Genomic DNA, 18,761 nt, shown 5'->3' with positions numbered 1-18,761 from the left:
CCTGCTCCTGCTCCTGCTCCTGCTCCTGCTCCTGCTCCTGCTCCTGCTCCTGCTCCAGAGCCAGAGCCAGAGCCAGAGCCAGAGCCAGAGCCAGAGCCAGAGCCCGTCGTGTCTGCGCCGCAGGCCACCGCGCCCAGCGTGCCAGAAGGTGACGCGTCGCCCCTTGCAGCAGCCACACCCGTGCCAGCCGCTGAACCAGCGCGGATCCCTGCGGCGCCAGAGGCGCCTGCTCCCTCGGCGCCGCCATCCAAAGCCCCGGCTCCAGCGCCCTGGCCTTTGCCGCCAGAGCCTGCAGCGCCCGAAGCGCGCGGCTCGGCTGCCAAATATGCAGCGCTCGGCCTGGGGGGTATCGCCGTGGTCGCCGGGCTGGCCTGGTGGTTGCTGGGCACCAAGCCCGCGGCCCCATCGGCCAGCGTGCAGCCACCGGCAGCCCAGGTCAGCCCCGCGGCACCGGCCGATGCCAGCCCCGCAGCGGTGCCACTGGCCCCCGCTGCGCCCCCCGCCGCCGCGGTAGAGCCGCCGCCCCCGGTGGCACCCGTGACCGCTGGGCCTGCCGTGGCGTCGCCCGCGGTGAGCAGCGCTGCGGTTCCAGCCCAGGCGGCACCGGCTGCGCGGCCCGCACCCAAGACGGCCGACGCAGCGCCAAAGCCAGCCCCCAAGCCTCGCGCCAATGCGCAGACCCAGGCGCCCGCCGCCAACGAGCCGCCTTGGCAGCATGACGGCCCGCGCGGCCCCGCACCGGCCACGTTGTCGCAGCCCAGTGCGGCGCCAGCCCCCGCGCCTGCGGGCGAAGGCCTGGGCCCCTTGCGTGCAGCCCTGCGCCAGTGCGACAGCCAGGACAACATGCTGAGCAAGGGCGTGTGCGTGGTGCGTGCGCGCCACCAGCACTGCGGCAGCAACTGGGGCAAGGTGCCCGAGTGCCCCATGAGCAACCGCAACAACGACCCTTACAGCAACTGATCGGGTCGAGTCCACACAACGGGCCCGCTGCAGCGGGCCCGCCATGCATACCAAACCAACCGAGGGAAAAACCATGAGCCAACCACTTGTCCGAGCGGACAACCCGTATTCCATTTTTCGCCTGCCCGAGGCACTGACCTGCTGGCCTGCCGTCTCTGTGATGGCGGCCTCTTTCCTGGTTGCCGCCCTGGTGTTTGCGCTGGGCGGGGCCCTGGCCCGCGTGTGGATGGGGTTCACGGTGCTGCTGGCACTGGTGGCCATCGTGGTGGGGCTGGCCGGCATCAGCGGCGCTGGCGCCTGCTTGTCAGACCTGGCGCGCAAGCGCCCCTACCGGGGTCTGGTGGGCTACTTCATCGCCGGGTTGCTGTGCCTGCCCAAGCTGCTGGGCGCCGGGCTGCTGATGATGCTGGCGGCGCTGGCCCTGTTCCTGGCCCTGGCCGTGGTGTTTTTCATCTGCAAGATCCCGGTGCTGGGCCCCTTGCTGCTGGTGGTGGTGGTGCCCGTGGCCGTGCTGGCGATGGCCGCGCTGATGCTGGCGCTGTACGTGGCCTCGTCCATCGTCGGCCCCGCGCTGTGGGATGGTGAGCGCGTGATGCACTCGCTGTCGATCACCTGGCACATCACCCGCAAGTATCCTTTTGCCGCCATCGGCAAGATCGTGGGCGGCATGCTGTTGTCGGCCATCTTTGCCTCGATGCTGTTCGGCCTGATCACCTCGGCCTCGTTCACGGTGGGCGGTTTGTTTGCGGCCGTGGTCGGCATGGGTGGCGACTTTGGCGGTGGCATGGGCTATGGCATGCGCCACGGCATGGGTGGCGGCTTCAATCCGCTGGCCGTCATGATGGGCAGCGCCTCGGGCCACGTGATGGGCGCGGGCGTGGGCTTCAGCCTGGTGTTTGCGCTGGCTTCGGCTTTCGTCTTCTTGCTGCCGCTGATGGTGGGCGTGCTCACCTGGTGCGAGTTTTCTGAAAAGGTCGATCTGGACAGCATTCGCCAGGCGGCCGATGAAAAGCTCCAGGACATGAACAACAAGATGGCCGACCTGAAGGAAAAGGCCCAGGTGCAGGCTGCCGCTGCGGCGGCAGCAGCCACAGCGGCCACGCAGAAGACCCCCGCTGCCAGCCCTGCGGCAGAGCAGCCCTCCGAAGCCACGCCTGCTGCGCCGGTCGCGCCTACGACGGCGGTAGCCGCCGATCCTTCCGCGCCAGCCGCCACTGCGGCACCTGCCGCTGCACCGGCCTGCCCTCAGTGCCATGGCACGGTGCAAGTGGGTGACCGTTTCTGCGAACACTGCGGCCACAAGCTGGTGTAAGCCGTTGCCGCCACCACCCAGCGGGGGGTGTGGCGGTCCTGTCTGGGGGCACTTTGCCCCCCGGTCATTCCACCGTGAAATGCTCCAGCGCCGAGTCGCCCGCGGGGTAGCGCAGCTGCAGTCCTTTCAGCACTTCGCGCACCAGTGTGGCGATCATCAGGTTGCGGTGTGTCTTGGAGTTGGCTGGCACGATGGTCCATGGCGCCCAAGGCGTGTGCGTGGCCGCCAGCAGCATTTCGTACGCCTTCTGGTACTCGCTCCACTGCTTGCGTGCCTCGATGTCGCTCATCGAGAACTTCCAGTGCTTCGCCGGGTCGTCCAGGCGTTCCTGCAGGCGTTCGCGTTGCTCCTCGGCGCTGATGTGCAGCATGAACTTGAGCACGATGGTGCCGGTGTGCGTGAGCATGCGCTCGAAGTCGTTGATGTGCCCAAAGCGCTGGTGGTGTTGCTCCTTGGTGATCCAGCCGTTGACTGCGGGCACCAGCACATCCTCGTAGTGGCTGCGGTTGAATACCGTGATCTCACCTGCCTTGGGCACCTTTTGGTGAATGCGCCAGAGGTAATCGTGGGCGCGCTCTTCCTCATTGGGCGCAGTCCAGCCCACAGCGTGCACGCCCAGCGGGCTCATGCGGCCAAACACGCCCCGGATGGTGCCGTCCTTGCCCGATGTGTCCGTGCCTTGCAGGATCACCAGCAGCTTGTAGCGTTTGTCGGCGTAAAACAGGTTCTGCAGCGTGTCCAGTTCCTGCGCGATCAGTTCCGTGACTGCCTTGTCCTTGAGCTTGTCGCCCAGCGAAAACGGCTTGGCTGACGGATCGAAGTCCGAAAGCGATACCGTGCGCCGGTGCTTGCCGGCCTTGCGCCGTTCAGGCAGGGCGTTGGCTTGCGTTTCATCGTTGTGCAGCGGCGCGTCCGGCTGCCATTGCGACCAACGCTCGGCCAGGTCTTTGTTGTTGCTGTCAAACGGGTGGTTCATGCGGACTCCTTCGGGGCCCATGGTAAGCCAGAGGCTCAGTCATTACCCTGGAAACCCAATTTCTCAATGCTATTAAAAATATAGCTCCAACGGCATGGCTGGTTGGCGTTAGCACCTGATAAAGCTCTCATCAAACTGTCTCGGTCTGCAGTGCCTGGTTGTCATTCATCAGTGCCACAAAGCGCCGCGCCCCCAGGCCCAGGGGCCGCTCTTTGGACCACACCACGTCCACCCACAGCGCAGCGCCGTTGCTCAGGTTTTCAAACGGCATCTCCACCAGTGTGCCTGCCGCCATGCGGGGCTGCACCAGGGCCCGCGGCTGCCAGCCCCAGCCCAGGCCTGCTTCGATCAGGCCCAGTGCGGCCAGGTGGTTGTCGGTGCGCCAGTGGTGGCGGGCAAACACAAAGCGCGGGTCGGTCTGGCCCAGGTCGCGGCTGGCCACCACGATCTGGCGCGTGGTGGTCAGGTGTTCCTCGCGCAGCATGGCCGCCTCGGGCGCTGCACCGCGTGCCTGCGCGGCGGCGCGGGCGGCCACCAGCACCGGGTGCTGCGGCGCCATCACGGCCACCAGGGTTTCGGTGCCCACTTCCTGAAACCCCTCGCGCCCGTCGATGCTGGGGCGCTCAAACACCAGCGCCAGTTGCGCACGGCCACTGTGCAGCAGCGCCAGTGCATCGACTTGCGGGGCGGTCAGCACTTCCACCTGCAGCAGCGGGTATTCATGCGCCAGCGCGGCCAGCGGCGCCGTCCAGCGCGAAGCCAGCAGCTCGGGCGCAATCGCCAGGGTCAGTCGTTCTTCCAGCCCCTGCGTCAGCGCCAGGGCCTGGGCGTTGAGCTGCTGCAACTGCCCGGCCAGCAGCCGCGCCTGGGGCTCCAGCGCCCGGGCGGCGGCGGTGGGTCGGGGCTCGCGCCCGCTGCGGTCAAACAACTGCACGGCCAGCTCGGCCTCCAGGTGGGCGATGGTCATGCTCACGGCCGAAGGCACGCGCGACAGCGCTCGCGCAGCGGCCGAGAACGAGCCATGGTCCAGCGCCGCGAGGAACACTTGCACGCTGTCGGAAGAAAAAGCCATGGTCGCAATTATCAGAAAAACTGAAACAAGCTGACTTTATATATCAGCAGTGCACACATAAAGTCGCCCCATGCCTTTCACCCAGACTTCTCCCGCCGCCCCCGGTACGCCAGCCCCTCAGGGGCTGCAGGGCCCGTGGCGCCGCGTTCTTTATGTCACCTTGTATGAACTGATCGCCATCGCGGTGGCCACGGCGGGGCTGGCGCAGCTCTCCGGGCAGGGCGCAGGGCACTCCAGTGTGGTGGCAGTGGCCGCGTCGGCCATTGCCGTGCTGTGGAACGTGGTGTTCAACTGGGCCTTTGAGCGCTGGGAGTCGCGCCAGACAGTGCGCGGGCGCAGCGTGGCGCGCCGGGTGGCGCACGCCATCGGGTTCGAGGGCGGGCTGGTCTTCACGCTGGTGCCGCTGTTTGCCTGGTGGTTCAAGGTGAGCCTGTGGGAGGCCTTTGTGATGGACCTTGCGCTCATCGTCTTCTTTCTTTGCTACACCTTTGTCTTCAACTGGGCGTTTGACCGCGTGTTTGGGCTGCCTGCTTCGGCACAGGGCGCGGTGAATTCGCAATCCGTGGTGTCTTAGCACGCGCTATATAAAAAAGAGCTGCCAGTGCTTGCATATCAAGCGCTGGCAGCTCTTTGTCACTTTGACCAACACAGTGGCGTCGCCGCTTGGCCGCCACTGCGGACCGTTTACTTGCGGCCGGTGAAGATGAAACCGGCTGTTTGCGATGGCAGCAGCCCCATGGCGAGCAGCGTCCCACCTTCGTAGTAGGCCACGCCTGAAACGGTTGCACCGTTGCCCAGGGCGCAGTTTGCTCCCGAGAAGGTGATGCGCAGGTCAAAGATGTTCTTGCCGCTGCTCCGCGGCGTGACGGGCCCACTGGCGCTGCACCCGAGTGATGACGGCGAGGTAATGGTGCCGGTGGCAGAGATGGTGACTGTTATCGACTGCACCGGTGCGCCCGTGCTCACGCCGGAGCCCGTATATGTGCCGGCCAGTGCGGACAGTGTGGCTGGCTGGTCGTACGCGGTCGAATAGATACCCGCAAAGGTGACGCCGCTGGGAAGCCGGATATCGGTCTTGGTCTTGGCGGTGTAGGTGCCGCTGTAAGTGCTCGACGCGATTTGTCCGGAGCGGAGATCGAATTCCCGACCCGAGCCCGTCAATGTGCCACCTGAGGAAGTAGTGTTGCCTTGCAGAGCGCCGTAGATAGCCCCGTTGCTGGTGTAAACGCCCCAGGTTTCACCGTTTTCCAGCACGGCCAAAGCAACGTCCCAGCCGGTGGAGGACTTGCCCGTCCAGAAGCCCTCCACGCTTGTAGCGGCAGGTGGTGGCGCGGGAGTGGATGAGTCGTCGCTGCCACCGCCACAGGCTGTCAGCAGTGTTGCTGCTATCAAAGCCGAATACCCTGCCAGTCGAAACTTCGTTGTCATCGCTGCTCTCTTTTCAGTGTTGGCGAGCAAGGCACCGTGCCCCACTCTGTTACGCACTGTAGCGTAAAAAGTCGTAAATGGACTATTCCGAATCGGGGTAAAGCATGCACGGGTGCCGATCACTGTCTATCACCCGCGTTACCAGGCCCTTCGGGAGGGTCTGGCTGCACTGCGAAAGAAAGCTGGTCTTTCGCAGGTGCAGTTGGCCGAGCGGTTGGGGGTGGGGCAGTCATTCGTATCCAAGATAGAGCGCGGCGAAAGTTACGTGGACGTAATGCTCTTCGTTGATTGGTGTCGCGCTTGCGATGTCCCCCGTGCGGGGCCAGAACTGGACAGGTTGACAGGAACCTGAGCCGGTAGAATTGTCGGCTCCCAAGGAGCGTTGCAGCGGCCCACCGGATGAACGGTGGCACCGTCAGGCTTGGGGCCTTTTATTCGCAACGACGCTCACCTGTTTTGTCCGTGTTTCTGCACAGGTGAGCCCTATGTCTGCTATCTCCGTCCCTCCCATGAAGCTCTCTGGCCTGGAGCCCGTCTCCATTGGCGAGGGCACCTTGTTTGTCAACGTGGGCGAGCGCACCAACGTCACCGGCTCCAAGGCGTTTGCGCGCATGATTTTGAACGGCCAGTACGAAGAGGCCCTGGCCGTGGCGCGCCAGCAGGTGGAAAACGGCGCGCAGGTCATCGACATCAACATGGACGAGGCCATGCTCGACAGCAAGGCGGCCATGGTGCGGTTCCTGCAGCTCATCGCGTCCGAGCCCGACATCGCCCGCGTGCCCATCATGGTGGACAGCTCCAAGTGGGACGTGATTGAAGCGGGCCTGCGCTGCATCCAGGGCAAGGGCATCGTTAACTCGATTTCCATGAAGGAGGGGGTTGACGAGTTCAAGCGCCAAGCGCGCCTGGTCAAGCGCTACGGTGCGGCCGCCGTGGTGATGGCGTTCGACGAAAAGGGCCAGGCCGACACCTTCGCGCGCAAGATCGAGATTTGCGAGCGCGCGTACCGCATCCTGGTGGACGAAGTGGGCTTCCCGCCTGAGGACATCATCTTCGACCCCAACATCTTCGCCGTGGCCACCGGCATTGAAGAGCACAACAACTACGCGGTCGATTTCATCGAAGCCACGCGCTGGATCAAGCAGAACCTGCCGGGCGCCAAGGTGTCGGGCGGCGTGAGTAACGTGTCGTTCAGCTTCCGTGGCAACGACCCGGTGCGCGAGGCCATCCACACCGTGTTCCTGTACCACGCCATCAAGGCCGGCATGGACATGGGCATCGTCAACGCGGGCATGGTGGGCGTGTACGACGACCTGGAGCCTGTGCTGCGCGAGCGCGTGGAAGACGTGGTGCTGAACCGCCGCCCCCGGATCCCCGAAGGGGAGCCTTACGTCTCCCCGGGTGAGCGCCTGGTCGAAATTGCCGAAACCGCCAAGAGCGGCGCCAAGGACGAGAGCAAAAAGCTCGAATGGCGCGGCACGCCCGAGCACCCCAAAACCGTCAACGAACGCCTGACCTACGCGCTGGTGCATGGCATCACCGACTTCATCACCGAAGACACCGAAGAGGCCTACCGCGCCATCCTGGCCAAGGGCGGCCGCCCGCTGCACGTCATCGAAGGCCCGCTGATGGACGGCATGAACGTGGTGGGCGACCTGTTTGGCGCGGGCAAGATGTTTCTGCCCCAGGTGGTGAAAAGCGCCCGCGTGATGAAGCAGGCCGTGGCCCACCTGCTGCCCTACATCGAAGAAGAAAAGCGCCAGATGGAAGCCGCTGGCGGCGACGTGAAGACCAAGGGCAAGATCGTCATCGCCACCGTCAAGGGCGACGTGCACGACATTGGCAAGAACATCGTCACCGTCGTCTTGCAGTGCAACAACTTTGAAGTGGTGAACATGGGCGTGATGGTGCCCTGCCACGAGATCCTGGCCAAGGCCAAGGAAGAGGGCGCGGACATCGTGGGCCTGTCGGGCCTGATCACTCCGAGCCTCGAAGAAATGCAGTACGTGGCGGGTGAGATGCAGAAAGACGAGCACTTCCGCAACAAGAAAATCCCGCTGCTCATTGGCGGCGCCACCTGCTCGCGCGTGCACACGGCCGTCAAGATCGCGCCGCACTACGAGGGCCCTGTGGTCTATGTGCCCGACGCCTCGCGCAGCGTGAGCGTGGCGCAAAGCCTGCTGGGCGATGGCGTAGAGAGCTACGTGGCCGAGCTGAACGCCGACTACGACAAGGTGCGTACCCAGCACGCCAACAAAAAGGCCACGCCCCTGTGGCCCCTGGCCAAGATCCGCGCCAACAAGACGCCGATCGACTGGTCCGCTTACCAGCCTGCCGTGCCTCGCGCGCTGGGCCGCCGCGTGTTCAAGAACTTCGACCTGGCCGAGCTGGCCAGGTACATCGACTGGGGCCCGTTCTTCCAGACCTGGGACCTGGCTGGCCCGTACCCCGCCATCCTGACTGACGAGGTGGTGGGTGTGGAAGCCACGCGCGTGTTTGCCGACGGCCAGGCCATGCTGAAAAAGATCATCGAGGGCCGTTGGCTCAGCGCCAGTGGCGTGATGGCCCTGCTGCCGGCCAATAGCGTGGGCGACGACATCGAGTTCTACACCGACGACACCCGCACCGAGGTGGCCATGACTTGGTACGGCCTGCGCCAGCAGGCCGAGAAACACACCATCGACGGTGTGACCCGCCCCAGCCGCTGCCTGTCTGACTTTGTGGCCCCCAAAGACAGCGGCATTGCCGACTACGCGGGCCTGTTCGCCGTGACGGCCGGGCTGGGTGTGGAGAAGAAGGAAAAGGCGTTCATTGACGCGCTGGACGATTACTCCGCCATCATGTTCAAGAGCCTGGCCGACCGCCTGGCCGAAGCCTTTGCCGAATGCCTGCACCACCGCGTGCGCACCGACCTGTGGGGCTACGCAGCGGGCGAGCAGTTGAGCAACGACGACATGATTGCCGAGAAGTACCGCGGCATCCGCCCCGCGCCCGGCTACCCCGCCTGCCCCGACCACAGCGCCAAGACCGACCTGTTCCGCGTGCTGAACGCCGAAGAAATCGGCATGGGCCTGACCGAGAGCCTGGCCATGACGCCCGCCGCCAGCGTGAGCGGCTTCTACATCGGCCATCCCGACGCGGTGTACTTCAATGTCGGCAAGATCGGCGAAGACCAGCTGCACGACATGGCCCAGCGCCGGGGCATGGACGAGAAGGTGCTGGAGCGGCTGCTGGCGCCGAATTTGTGATGCTATGAATTGGATAGCTGCCTGCGCTTATGGGACGGGCGCTGCAGCTATTTTTTATAGACGCTTCTTGCCAGAGGCTGGTAGATAAAACCCAAGCCACAGCTTTTGGTTTGTATTTCTGAAAAACATCTTTTGATTTGTTTTTTGGATATCAGAAAACGCACTATAGTTTGTATTTTGAAAATACAATCCAAAGTATGTTTTTTGCCGAGACTAATCTGTGCCCATGGACGACACCTTCACCGTTCGCACCACTGAACAGTTACCGCAGCTTCTAAAAGCCTTTCGCAAGAATGCGGGCTTGACCCAGGCGGATGTGGCCCTGCGCCTGGGCGTGACGCAGCAGACGGTGTCTGCCCTGGAGCGCAACGCCGAGGCTGTGAGCGCCGAGCGGCTGATGCGCTTGCTGAACATCCTGGGCGTGGAGTGGGTATTGCGCACCCGCAGTGCCTCCCCAAGCGAACCATCAGCGCCGGGCGACGGCGCCCACTGGTGAGCGCCATGGCCAGCCAGCAACGCAGCCGCAAGGCGCTGGGGCTGTGGATGAACGGCCACTTTGTCGGTACCTGGAGCCTGGAAGCTGGTGGCGACGTGCTGCAGTACGACAGCCAATGGGTGCAATCGCCCCAGCGCCGTCCCCTGTCACTGTCTTTGCCCTTCACGCCGGGCAACCGCCCACACAAAGGCAACGCAGTGCGTTTCTACTTTGAGAACCTGTTGCCCGACAGCAAGGACATTCGCGAGCGGGTAGCGCGCCGCTACCAGGTAGGTGCCACAGACGCCTACACCTTGCTGCGTGAAGTGGGGCGGGACTGCGTGGGGGCGCTGCAAATCCTGCCCGCGGGCGATGAGCCGCCCACCGACCTGCGCGTGCAGGCTGAACCCATGAGCGACCACGCCGTGGCTCAGCGCATCCGCACCCTGGCCCAGCCCGGGGCATTGGGCGATGCGGGCATGGCCGATGATTTCCGCATCTCGATTGCGGGGGCGCAGGAAAAGGATGCCTTGTTGTTCTGGCAAGGGCGCTGGTGCCGCCCCTTGGGGGCCACACCCACCACCCACATCTTCAAACTGCCCCTGGGGTTGATCGGCAACCTGCAACTGGACATGCAGCATTCGGTAGAAAACGAATGGCTGTGCGCACAGTTGCTGGCCGCCTATGGCCTGCCAGTGGCACCGTGCGAAATACTGCGCTTTGAAGACCTGAAAGTGCTGAGCGTGCAGCGCTTTGACCGGCGCGTATGGAACGGCGACACGCTGCTGCGCCTGCCGCAGGAAGACCTGTGCCAGGCCACCGGCACATCGCCCGTGCTGAAGTACGAGGCCGACGGTGGCCCGGGAGTAGACCGCATCATGGCCGTGCTGGATGGCTCGGCCCAGCGCGAGCGTGACCGCTTTCACTTCTTCATGGCGCAGTTGCTGTTCTGGCTGCTGGGCGCGACCGACGGCCACGCCAAGAACTTCAGCCTCTTTCTGCGCCCCGGCGAAAGCTTCGAGATGACGCCCCTGTATGACGTGCTCTCCGTCTACCCGCTGCTGGGCGAGGGGCCGGGCAAGCTGTCGCCCCACAAGGCACGCCTGGCCATGGCGGTGCGTGGCAAAAATGCGCACTGGCATCTGAACAAGATCCTGCGCCGCCACTGGCAAGACGTTGGAACGCGCTATGGCATTGCATCACCCAGCGGGCTCACGGTGGATGCCCTGATCGCCAAAGTCGTTCAGCACACCCCGACTGCGGTGCACAGCGTGCAGCAAAAGCTGCCGCAAGGCTTCCCGCAGCAGGTGGCGCAGTCCATATTCGATGGCCTCATCCAGGCCGCTGAGCGCTTGGGGCGGGTGTATGGGTGATGAAAAGCGGCTCTCGGGCGTGCTTGGCGACAGGCGCATGCGCCAACTTAGCGATCACCTTGATCTCACACGGAATGCCGGGTCTGATGGAGCAGGACGCTTCCGTGTTGGTAATTGCTATTAAATTAATAGCTGCTTGCGCTTGATGGATAAGCGCCAGGGGTGAATTTGACTAAAAAGACGAAAGCCCCGCATGCGGGGCTTTCCATTTGGTGCATCTTTCAGCTTGTTAGCGTCCAGAGCGCATATCCCAGTGATTGAGTGGTTGCGATTGTAAACCAATCTGTTACAAATGCCCTTCGGAATTCACAATGAGGTGACGAATGGCGATATCAGGAGCGTATCGGTTGGCGTTGGACTTGGGATCCACGTCGTTAGGTTGGGCGATGTTTCGGTTAGGCGAAGACGGGAGCCCCACCGCCATCATTCGTTCAGGCGTGCGCATCTTCAGCGATGGTCGCAACCCCAAAGATGGGTCTTCCCTGGCCGTCACCCGCCGCGCTGCCCGTGCCATGCGCCGCCGCCGTGACCGGCTGCTCAAGCGCAAATCCCGCATGCTGGGCCAGCTGGTGCGCCACGGGTTTTTTCCGGCGGACGAGGCGGCGCGCAAGGCGCTGGAGCGGCTCAACCCCTATCAGCTGCGGGCCAAGGGCCTGCGCGAGGCGCTCACCCCCGGCGAGTTTGCACGGGCCCTGTTTCACATCAACCAGCGCCGTGGCTTTCAAAGCAACCGCAAGACCGACCGCAAGGACAACGACAGCGGTGCGCTCAAACAAGCCATCCACCAGTTGCGCGAACGCATGACGGCCAGCGGTTGCCAGACGGTGGGCGAATGGTTTTGGCAAGTGCGCATGCAGCAGAAGCCCGAAGGGGTTGCCGGGCAGGGCGTGCGGGCGCGCTACCGTGAAACGCCCTACACCACCGATGAGGGCAAAAAGCGCATCGACAAAAGCTACGACCTGTACGTGGATCGCGCCATGATTGCGCAGGAGTTTGATGCGCTGTGGGCGGCACAGGCAGCGCTGCAGCCCGCGCTGTTCACAGAGGTGGCGCGGGCCGACTTGCGCGACACGCTGCTGCACCAGCGCCCGCTGCGCCCCGTGCGCCCTGGCCGCTGCACCTTGCTGCCCGATGAGGAGCGCGCACCGCTGGCCTTGCCCAGTACACAGCGCTTTCGCATCCTGCAGGAGGTGAACCACCTGCGCCTGCTGGATGGCACGCTGAGCGAGGTGCCGCTGACGTTGGCCCAGCGCGATGCGGTGGTGGCCGCGCTGGAGGCCCATAGCAAACGCAGTTTTGATCAGTTGCGCAAGCTGCTGAAACTGTCGGGGTCTGTGCGCTTCAACCTGGAGGATGCCAAGCGCACTGAACTCAAGGGCAACGCCACCAGCGCAGCCCTGGCGCGCAAAGATCTGCTGGGTGCGGCGTGGGCGGGCTTTGCGGCGGAGCTGCAGGACGAGATCGTCTGGCAGATCGTGAACGAAGAAGGTGAGGGCACGCTGATCGCCTGGCTGCAGCAGCACACGGGGGTGGACGAAGCCCGTGCTGAGGCGATTGCCAACGTGGCCCTGCCCGAAGGCTATGGCAGCCTGAGCCGCAAGGCGCTGGCGCGCATCGTGCCGGAGTTGCAGCGCGATGTGGTGACTTATGACAAGGCGGTGCAGGCCTCCGGGTTTGCGCACCACAGTGACCTGGGCTTTGACTTTGACCACGACAGCGACGAAGTGGAGCGGGTGGGCGAGCGCACCATCGCATCCACCGGCGAAATCAAGCCCGTGTATGCCTTCAAAGAGTTGCCCTACTACGGCCGCGCACTGCAGCGCCATGTGGCCTTTGCCAAAGACAAGCCGCGCAACGACGAAGAGCGCTACGGCAAGATTGCGAACCCCACGGTGCACATCGGCCTGAACCAGGTGCGCGTGGTGGTCAACGCCTTGATCCGCCGCTATGGCCGCCCGGCAGAGGTTGTGGTGGAGCTGGCGCGCGACTTGAAGCAAAGCCGCGAACAAAAGCAGGAGGCGCAAAAGAAGCAGGCCGAAAACCAGCGCCGCAATGCCCGCATCCGCGAGCGCGTTGCCGAGACCCTGGGCATCAGCACCGAGCGCGTGCGCGCCAGCGATATCCAGAAATGGATCTTGTGGGAAGAGCTGAGCTTTGACGTGGCCGACCGCCGCTGCCCCTACAGCGGCGTGCAAATCAGCGCCGCCATGCTGCTGAGCGAACAGGTGGAGATCGAACACATCCTGCCGTTCTCACAAACGCTGGACGACAGCCTGAACAACCGCACCGTGGCCATGCGCCAGGCCAACCGCATCAAGCGCAACCGCACGCCTTGGGCCGCGCGGGTTGACTTTGAAGCACAGGGCTGGAGCTATGAAGGCATCTTGCAGCGCGCCGAGCGCATGCCCCTGCGCAAGCGCTACCGCTTTGCACCCGATGGGTACGAGCGCTGGCTGGGTGAGGACAAAGACTTTCTGGCCCGTGCTCTGAACGATACGCGATACCTGTCGCGCGTGGCAGCCGAATACCTGCGGCTGGTGTGCCCTGGCAGTGCCACACGGGTGATTCCGGGGCAGATGACAGCGATGCTGCGCGCCAAGTTTGGCTTGAACGATGTTCTGGGGCTGGATGGCGAAAAAAACCGCAACGACCACCGCCACCACGCAGTAGATGCGTGCGTGATCGGCGTGACAGACCAGGGCCTGCTGCAGCGCTTTGCACAAGCCAACGCCCAGTCTCGCGAGGGCGGTTTGACCCGCCTGGTAGAGAGCATGCCCCTGCCGTGGGACACCTACCGCGACCATGTGGAGCGCGCCGTGCGCCACATCTGGGTGAGCCACAAGCCAGACCATGGCTTTGAGGGCGCAATGATGGAGGAAACCTCTTACGGCATCCGCAAAGACGGCACCATCAAGCAACGCCGCAAGGCCGATGGCAGTGCCGGGCGTGAAGTCACCAACCTCATCCGCATTGCAGAGCCTGCACAGCCCGCGCGCCATGGCGTGGATGGCGAAGGGCGGCCATTGCCTTACAAGGGCTATGTGGGCGGTAGCAACTACTGCATTGAAATCACGCGCAATGAGCAGGGGAAGTGGGAGGGAGAGGTGATTTCCACCTTCAAGGCCTACGGCATCGTGCGCGCGGCGGGCTGGGCACAACTGCGCAACCCCACGCAGGGACAGAACGGGCAACCATTGGTCATGAGGCTGGTGATTGGCGACAGTGTGCGGTTGGAGGTGGAAGGGCGAGAACAGACGATGCGTATCGTCAAAATCTACGGCAACACTGGGCAGATTTTCATGGCCCCTGTGCATGAGGCCAACGTAGATGCGCGAAACAGTGACAAGCAAGACGCCTTCGCCTACACATCCAAGTACGCAGGCTCCATGCAAAAGGCCAAGGCAAGGCAAGTCACCATCTCTCCCGCGGGTGAGCTGCGCGACCTGGGCTTTCAGGGCTGACCACCATGGTAGGCCGCATCGTCGAAATCGCAGACGATAGGCGGCACCTGTTTGTGCACCGCGGCTTCATGGTGGTGAAAGACACCGAAGGCGAGCGCAAAGAACTGGGACAGGTGCCGCTGGATGACATTGCTGCCGTCATTGCCAACGCCCACGGCCTCACCTACACCAACAACCTGCTGGTGGCACTGGCAGAGCGGGGTGCGCCCTTTGTGCTGTGCGGTGCCAACCACAACGCCATCGGCGTGCTGCTGACGCTGGATGGCCACCATGTGCAGGCCAAGCGCATCGAGGCCCAGTGGGCGGCTGCGCTGCCATTGCACAAGCGCCTGTGGGCTGCAGTTGTCAAATGCAAGCTGGAGCAGCAGGCCGCAGCGCTGGAGGCCGCAGGCGCACCCACGGCACCTTTGCAGGCGCTGGTGGGCAAAGTCAAAAGCGGCGACCCCGAGAACATCGAAGGCCAAGGTGCCCGCCGCTACTGGGGCTTGCTGTTTGGCCCAGAGTTTCGACGCGATCAGGACGGCGATGGCGTCAACGCACTGCTCAACTATGGCTACACCATCCTGCGCTCTGCTACAGCACGTGCCGTGGTGGCTGCGGGCTTGCATCCCAGCATCGGCCTGCACCACAGCAATGACGCTAACGCCATGCGTCTGGTGGATGACCTGATGGAGCCGTTTCGCCCGATGGCGGACTTGAAGGTATGGCAATTGCACCAGGCAGCCGAGTCGCATGTCACCCCGGACACCAAGCGTGCTTTGGTGCGTGTGCTGTACGACGACATGCCCACGGCTGTAGGTGTCACGCCCGTCATGGTGTGCATGCAGCGCCTTGCCACGTCACTGGCGCAGGTGTACTTGGGTGAGCGCACCAAGCTGGATTTGCCTTTGCCCGGCTTGCCCCTGTCGCTGGCGGGCAGTTTGGAGACGGACTGAACCCCGCCAACGCCAGCCCATTGCTACACCATGTTGTCTGGATACCGATTGATGTGGATGGTGGTCATGTTCGATTTGCCCGTGATTGAGAAAGCCGAACGCAAGGCCGCCACGCAGTTCCGCAATGGTCTCTTGAACCTGGGCTTTGAAATGAGCCAGTTCAGCGTGTACATGCGCTTTTGCACGAGTCAGGCGCAGGTGGACACGCTTTGCCGAGCCGTAGAACGCGCCTTGCCACAGGGCGGCAAAGTGAATATCTTTCAGTTCACCGACAAACAGTACGAGCGCGCCATCACCTACCACGGGCGCAACAAACAACCAGCGCAAAAAGCGCCGGATCAATTCGACCTCTTCTAGCAAATGGCGCGGTTTTCTAGTCTTCTGAAAGCGAAAACTTCTTTTGTTATCAAGAGGTTATCGCGATCAGAGTCTAGATCACTGGGATATGCGCACTGGCCGGAACTATTCGAGCGATCCGGTCGCGGCGCCGAAAGTCTAGATCACTGGGATATGCGCACTGGCCGGAACGCGACCGAAGAAGTCGCCATGCGGCCAAAGAGTCTAGATCACTGGGATATGCGCACTGGCCGGAACTTGACCGGCACCGGGTCCGTGACCTCAATGAGTCTAGATCACTGGGATATGCGCACTGGCCGGAACTGCAACTGCGGCAGGGCGTTGGTCAGCATGAGTCTAGATCACTGGGATATGCGCACTGGCCGGAACACCACTGCGCGGCGCCAGCCTTGGCGGCCTAGTCTAGATCACTGGGATATGCGCACTGGCCGGAACAACAAAGCACACGATCAACTGCTGACAGAGAGTCTAGATCACTGGGATATGCGCACTGGCCGGAACCGCGGCGCCGCTTGCACACGCTCGAGATCGAGTCTAGATCACTGGGATATGCGCACTGGCCGGAACTGCGCGTGCGCCTGGTGGAGTCCACAGACCAGTCTAGATCACTGGGATATGCGCACTGGCCGGAACACATGCAGGCGCTTGCCAACGAACTGATCGAGTCTAGATCACTGGGATATGCGCACTGGCCGGAACCTGCACAAGCCAGCGGTCGATAAGGCTTGGAGTCTAGATCACTGGGATATGCGCACTGGCCGGAACTGCATCATCTGGCGATTGGCGGCGCGGGCTAGTCTAGATCACTGGGATATGCGCACTGGCCGGAACCCCGCCATCGTCCGACCACTGCAGCATGGCAGTCTAGATCACTGGGATATGCGCACTGGCCGGAACCCGATGCGCGCACCCGCCACACCACCACCCAGTCTAGATCACTGGGATATGCGCACTGGCCGGAACCGGGGCTGCTTGATCGGGGAGCGGATGCGGAGTCTAGATCACTGGGATATGCGCACTGGCCGGAACGCGAGCCTATGGCCTTTCCTGTGTAGTCGAAGTCTAGATCACTGGGATATGCGCACTGGCCGGAACTGCAGAACGTACCCACCCTCGTTGACGATCAGTCTAGATCACTGGGATATGCGCACTGGCCGGAACTGGTGGTAGCGGAGTATTACTGGATCGACCAGTCTAGATCACTGGGATATGCGCACTGGCCGGAACGGGGACTCGTCTCCATGCAGACCATCACCGAGTCTAGATCACTGGGATATGCGCACTGGCCGGAACGGCGTTGTGCTGTTGAGGTCTTGGGGCACGAGTCTAGATCACTGGGATATGCGCACTGGCCGGAACTAGCCTGCCTTTTGGCCGAACGATACGGCAGTCTAGATCACTGGGATATGCGCACTGGCCGGAACCTGCCTGTGGAGCTGATCCAAGACAGCGCAAGTCTAGATCACTGGGATATGCGCACTGGCCGGAACGCCTTCGGGCGCGACCCCAGCATCGCCGCAAGTCTAGATCACTGGGATATGCGCACTGGCCGGAACCTGTCCGCCCAGCGGGTGGCGGCGGTGGCTAGTCTAGATCACTGGGATATGCGCACTGGCCGGAACCGCGCCGGGTTCTCGGTGGCGGAAATCACCAGTCTAGATCACTGGGATATGCGCACTGGCCGGAACCTTAAACGAGCGTTCAACGAGCGTGCTTGTAGTCTAGATCACTGGGATATGCGCACTGGCCGGAACCTGTGGTAAGACATCTCTTTGAAGGTCTTAAGTCTAGATCACTGGGATATGCGCACTGGCCGGAACCAGACAATCTTTGTATAGGGGCTACAGGAAAGTCTAGATCACTGGGATATGCGCACTGGCCGGAACTGGACAGCTCCTCGGCAACCACATCTTCCAAGTCTAGATCACTGGGATATGCGCACTGGCCGGAACCCGGGCAACTCGCGGGGCTGGGTACCGTCAAGTCTAGATCACTGGGATATGCGCACTGGCCGGAACATGGCCGTGACGTTGCGCACGCCCAGCGGGAGTCTAGATCACTGGGATATGCGCACTGGCCGGAACAGTGCTGCCGGAGGAGACGATGGAAGCACGAGTCTAGATCACTGGGATATGCGCACTGGCCGGAACTGTGGGCACAGGCAGGAGAAACAGCGCCGCAGTCTAGATCACTGGGATATGCGCACTGGCCGGAACTCCGGCAACACATGGGCTTCGGAGGCTTCAAGTCTAGATCACTGGGATATGCGCACTGGCCGGAACTCAGATTTAGTTGTAGTCGTCATAGCGCGAAGTCTAGATCACTGGGATATGCGCACTGGCCGGAACGGAGCTGGTGCGCAAAGATGCCAGAAAATAGTCTAGATCACTGGGATATGCGCACTGGCCGGAACTCGGGCGGGGTGGCGTGTCCATTTGTCATGAGTCTAGATCACTGGGATATGCGCACTGGCCGGAACAACAGTTCCTTGTAGTCAGGACTGCCCACAAGTCTAGATCACTGGGATATGCGCACTGGCCGGAACAGTCTATTCACTTCGGCGGAATTTTGATTTAGTCTAGATCACTGGGATATGCGCACTGGCCGGAACATTCAGTTTCTGAAAGTGCAGCTACTGACAGTCTAGATCACTGGGATATGCGCACTGGCCGGAACATGGCGCACGCGCTGGAGCTGACCACGCTGAGTCTAGATCACTGGGATATGCGCACTGGCCGGAACAGGGCATGCTGGCGATTGAAATGCGCTCGGGAGTCTAGATCACTGGGATATGCGCACTGGCCGGAACTGAGTGCCCGCAGCACCGTGCGCGAGGTGGAGTCTAGATCACTGGGATATGCGCACTGGCCGGAACGGAGCTTCCCCCATGGTGCACGAATCCACGAGTCTAGATCACTGGGATATGCGCACTGGCCGGAACTGCGGGGTTGTTCGGGTGCTGGCGCTGCTGAGTCTAGATCACTGGGATATGCGCACTGGCCGGAACCGAGCTGGTTGCAGTGTTTGAAGACGCTGAGTCTAGATCACTGGGATATGCGCACTGGCCGGAACCTCAGTGGCGGGGCTGTGGATCGTCGAAATAGTCTAGGGCAACGCTGATTAAGGTCCACCGTTGAGGGGGGTCAAACGTTATCCGCAGATGA

General features: G+C 62.8%; 12 protein-coding genes, 1 pseudogene, 1 CRISPR repeat array and 1 riboswitch. Of the genes and pseudogenes, 10 read left to right on the top strand and 3 right to left on the bottom strand.

Features of this window, described 5'->3' with window-relative positions; all coding sequences use genetic code 11:
• Together IHV84_RS18840 and IHV84_RS18835 are read left to right on the top strand one after the other, a co-directional pair.
• A pseudogene (locus IHV84_RS18840) lies at positions 1–960 on the top strand (hypothetical protein); the annotation flags it as partial.
• 73 nt (positions 961–1,033) lie between these two features.
• Positions 1,034–2,272, top strand: coding sequence for a zinc ribbon domain-containing protein (locus tag IHV84_RS18835; protein ID WP_198847998.1), 1,239 nt, complete (start codon positions 1,034–1,036; stop codon positions 2,270–2,272).
• Between the two features lie 64 nt (positions 2,273–2,336).
• Here IHV84_RS18835 and IHV84_RS18830 read toward each other — a convergent pair whose 3' ends face one another.
• Both IHV84_RS18830 and IHV84_RS18825 read right to left on the bottom strand, forming a co-directional pair.
• Complete coding sequence (locus tag IHV84_RS18830) at positions 2,337–3,248, bottom strand: PPK2 family polyphosphate kinase (RefSeq protein WP_198847997.1); 912 nt, start codon at positions 3,246–3,248, stop codon at positions 2,337–2,339.
• Between the two features lie 130 nt (positions 3,249–3,378).
• Entirely contained in the window at positions 3,379–4,320 is a 942-nt protein-coding gene (locus tag IHV84_RS18825) for a LysR family transcriptional regulator (RefSeq protein ID WP_198847996.1), read from the bottom strand.
• A 70-nt stretch (positions 4,321–4,390) separates the two neighbouring features.
• Between IHV84_RS18825 and IHV84_RS18820 the strand changes: the two genes are divergently transcribed.
• Positions 4,391–4,894 (top strand): PACE efflux transporter, encoded by a 504-nt coding sequence (locus IHV84_RS18820; RefSeq protein ID WP_370541321.1) that lies wholly within the window; start codon positions 4,391–4,393, stop codon positions 4,892–4,894.
• 110 nt (positions 4,895–5,004) lie between these two features.
• Here IHV84_RS18820 and IHV84_RS18815 read toward each other — a convergent pair whose 3' ends face one another.
• Complete coding sequence (locus IHV84_RS18815) at positions 5,005–5,748, bottom strand: hypothetical protein (protein ID WP_198847995.1); 744 nt, start codon at positions 5,746–5,748, stop codon at positions 5,005–5,007.
• 112 nt (positions 5,749–5,860) lie between these two features.
• Here IHV84_RS18815 and IHV84_RS18810 point away from each other — a divergent pair, with 112 nt between their 5' ends.
• The 7 genes from IHV84_RS18810 to cas2 all read left to right on the top strand — a co-directional run bounded on the left by IHV84_RS18810 (position 5,861) and on the right by cas2 (position 15,597).
• Positions 5,861–6,100 (top strand): helix-turn-helix domain-containing protein, encoded by a 240-nt coding sequence (locus IHV84_RS18810; RefSeq protein WP_198847994.1) that lies wholly within the window; start codon positions 5,861–5,863, stop codon positions 6,098–6,100.
• 16 nt (positions 6,101–6,116) lie between these two features.
• A riboswitch (S-adenosyl-L-homocysteine riboswitch) is annotated at positions 6,117–6,204 on the top strand.
• 29 nt (positions 6,205–6,233) lie between these two features.
• A complete protein-coding gene (metH, locus tag IHV84_RS18805) occupies positions 6,234–8,996 on the top strand; it encodes a methionine synthase (RefSeq protein WP_198847993.1) in 2,763 nt (920 codons plus the stop codon).
• A 226-nt stretch (positions 8,997–9,222) separates the two neighbouring features.
• The gene (locus tag IHV84_RS18800; RefSeq protein ID WP_066698200.1) at positions 9,223–9,492 is read left to right on the top strand and encodes a helix-turn-helix transcriptional regulator; all 270 of its coding nucleotides are present in this window, start codon (positions 9,223–9,225) and stop codon (positions 9,490–9,492) included.
• Between the two features lie 5 nt (positions 9,493–9,497).
• On the top strand, positions 9,498–10,844 hold the full coding sequence (locus tag IHV84_RS18795; RefSeq protein ID WP_233100133.1) for a type II toxin-antitoxin system HipA family toxin: 1,347 nt from the start codon (positions 9,498–9,500) through the stop codon (positions 10,842–10,844).
• 323 nt (positions 10,845–11,167) lie between these two features.
• Complete coding sequence (gene cas9 / locus IHV84_RS18790) at positions 11,168–14,305, top strand: type II CRISPR RNA-guided endonuclease Cas9 (RefSeq protein WP_198847992.1); 3,138 nt, start codon at positions 11,168–11,170, stop codon at positions 14,303–14,305.
• Between the two features lie 5 nt (positions 14,306–14,310).
• Entirely contained in the window at positions 14,311–15,240 is a 930-nt protein-coding gene (gene cas1 / locus IHV84_RS18785) for a type II CRISPR-associated endonuclease Cas1 (protein ID WP_198847991.1), read from the top strand.
• 30 nt (positions 15,241–15,270) lie between these two features.
• Positions 15,271–15,597 (top strand): CRISPR-associated endonuclease Cas2, encoded by a 327-nt coding sequence (gene cas2 / locus IHV84_RS18780; protein WP_198847990.1) that lies wholly within the window; start codon positions 15,271–15,273, stop codon positions 15,595–15,597.
• A gap of 70 nt (positions 15,598–15,667) precedes the next feature.
• A CRISPR array of direct repeats spans positions 15,668–18,669; the repeat unit is 36 nt; unit sequence AGTCTAGATCACTGGGATATGCGCACTGGCCGGAAC.
• Positions 18,670–18,761 lie beyond the last annotated feature (92 nt).

The sequence above is a fragment of the Acidovorax sp. IB03 genome (assembly GCF_016406015.1).
GTDB lineage: Bacteria > Pseudomonadota > Gammaproteobacteria > Burkholderiales > Burkholderiaceae_C > Acidovorax > Acidovorax temperans.
The sequence above is the reverse complement of the archived record's forward strand: the minus strand, read 5'-3'. Positions and strand labels throughout refer to the sequence as shown.

Bases quoted from the DNA above. Each gene is read 5' to 3' on its own strand.
- IHV84_RS18825 (WP_198847996.1), bottom strand. From the start codon at position 4,320: ATGGCTTTTTCTTCCGACAGCGTGCAAGTGTTCCTCGCGGCGCTGGAC.
- IHV84_RS18830 (WP_198847997.1), bottom strand. From the start codon at position 3,248: ATGAACCACCCGTTTGACAGCAACAACAAAGACCTGGCCGAGCGTTGG.
- IHV84_RS18820 (WP_370541321.1), top strand. From the start codon at position 4,391: ATGCCTTTCACCCAGACTTCTCCCGCCGCCCCCGGTACGCCAGCCCCT.
- IHV84_RS18795 (WP_233100133.1), top strand. From the start codon at position 9,498: ATGGCCAGCCAGCAACGCAGCCGCAAGGCGCTGGGGCTGTGGATGAAC.
- cas2 (WP_198847990.1), top strand. From the start codon at position 15,271: ATGTTGTCTGGATACCGATTGATGTGGATGGTGGTCATGTTCGATTTG.
- IHV84_RS18835 (WP_198847998.1), top strand. From the start codon at position 1,034: ATGAGCCAACCACTTGTCCGAGCGGACAACCCGTATTCCATTTTTCGC.
- cas9 (WP_198847992.1), top strand. From the start codon at position 11,168: ATGGCGATATCAGGAGCGTATCGGTTGGCGTTGGACTTGGGATCCACG.
- cas1 (WP_198847991.1), top strand. From the start codon at position 14,311: ATGGTAGGCCGCATCGTCGAAATCGCAGACGATAGGCGGCACCTGTTT.
- metH (WP_198847993.1), top strand. From the start codon at position 6,234: ATGTCTGCTATCTCCGTCCCTCCCATGAAGCTCTCTGGCCTGGAGCCC.
- IHV84_RS18800 (WP_066698200.1), top strand. From the start codon at position 9,223: ATGGACGACACCTTCACCGTTCGCACCACTGAACAGTTACCGCAGCTT.
- IHV84_RS18815 (WP_198847995.1), bottom strand. From the start codon at position 5,748: ATGACAACGAAGTTTCGACTGGCAGGGTATTCGGCTTTGATAGCAGCA.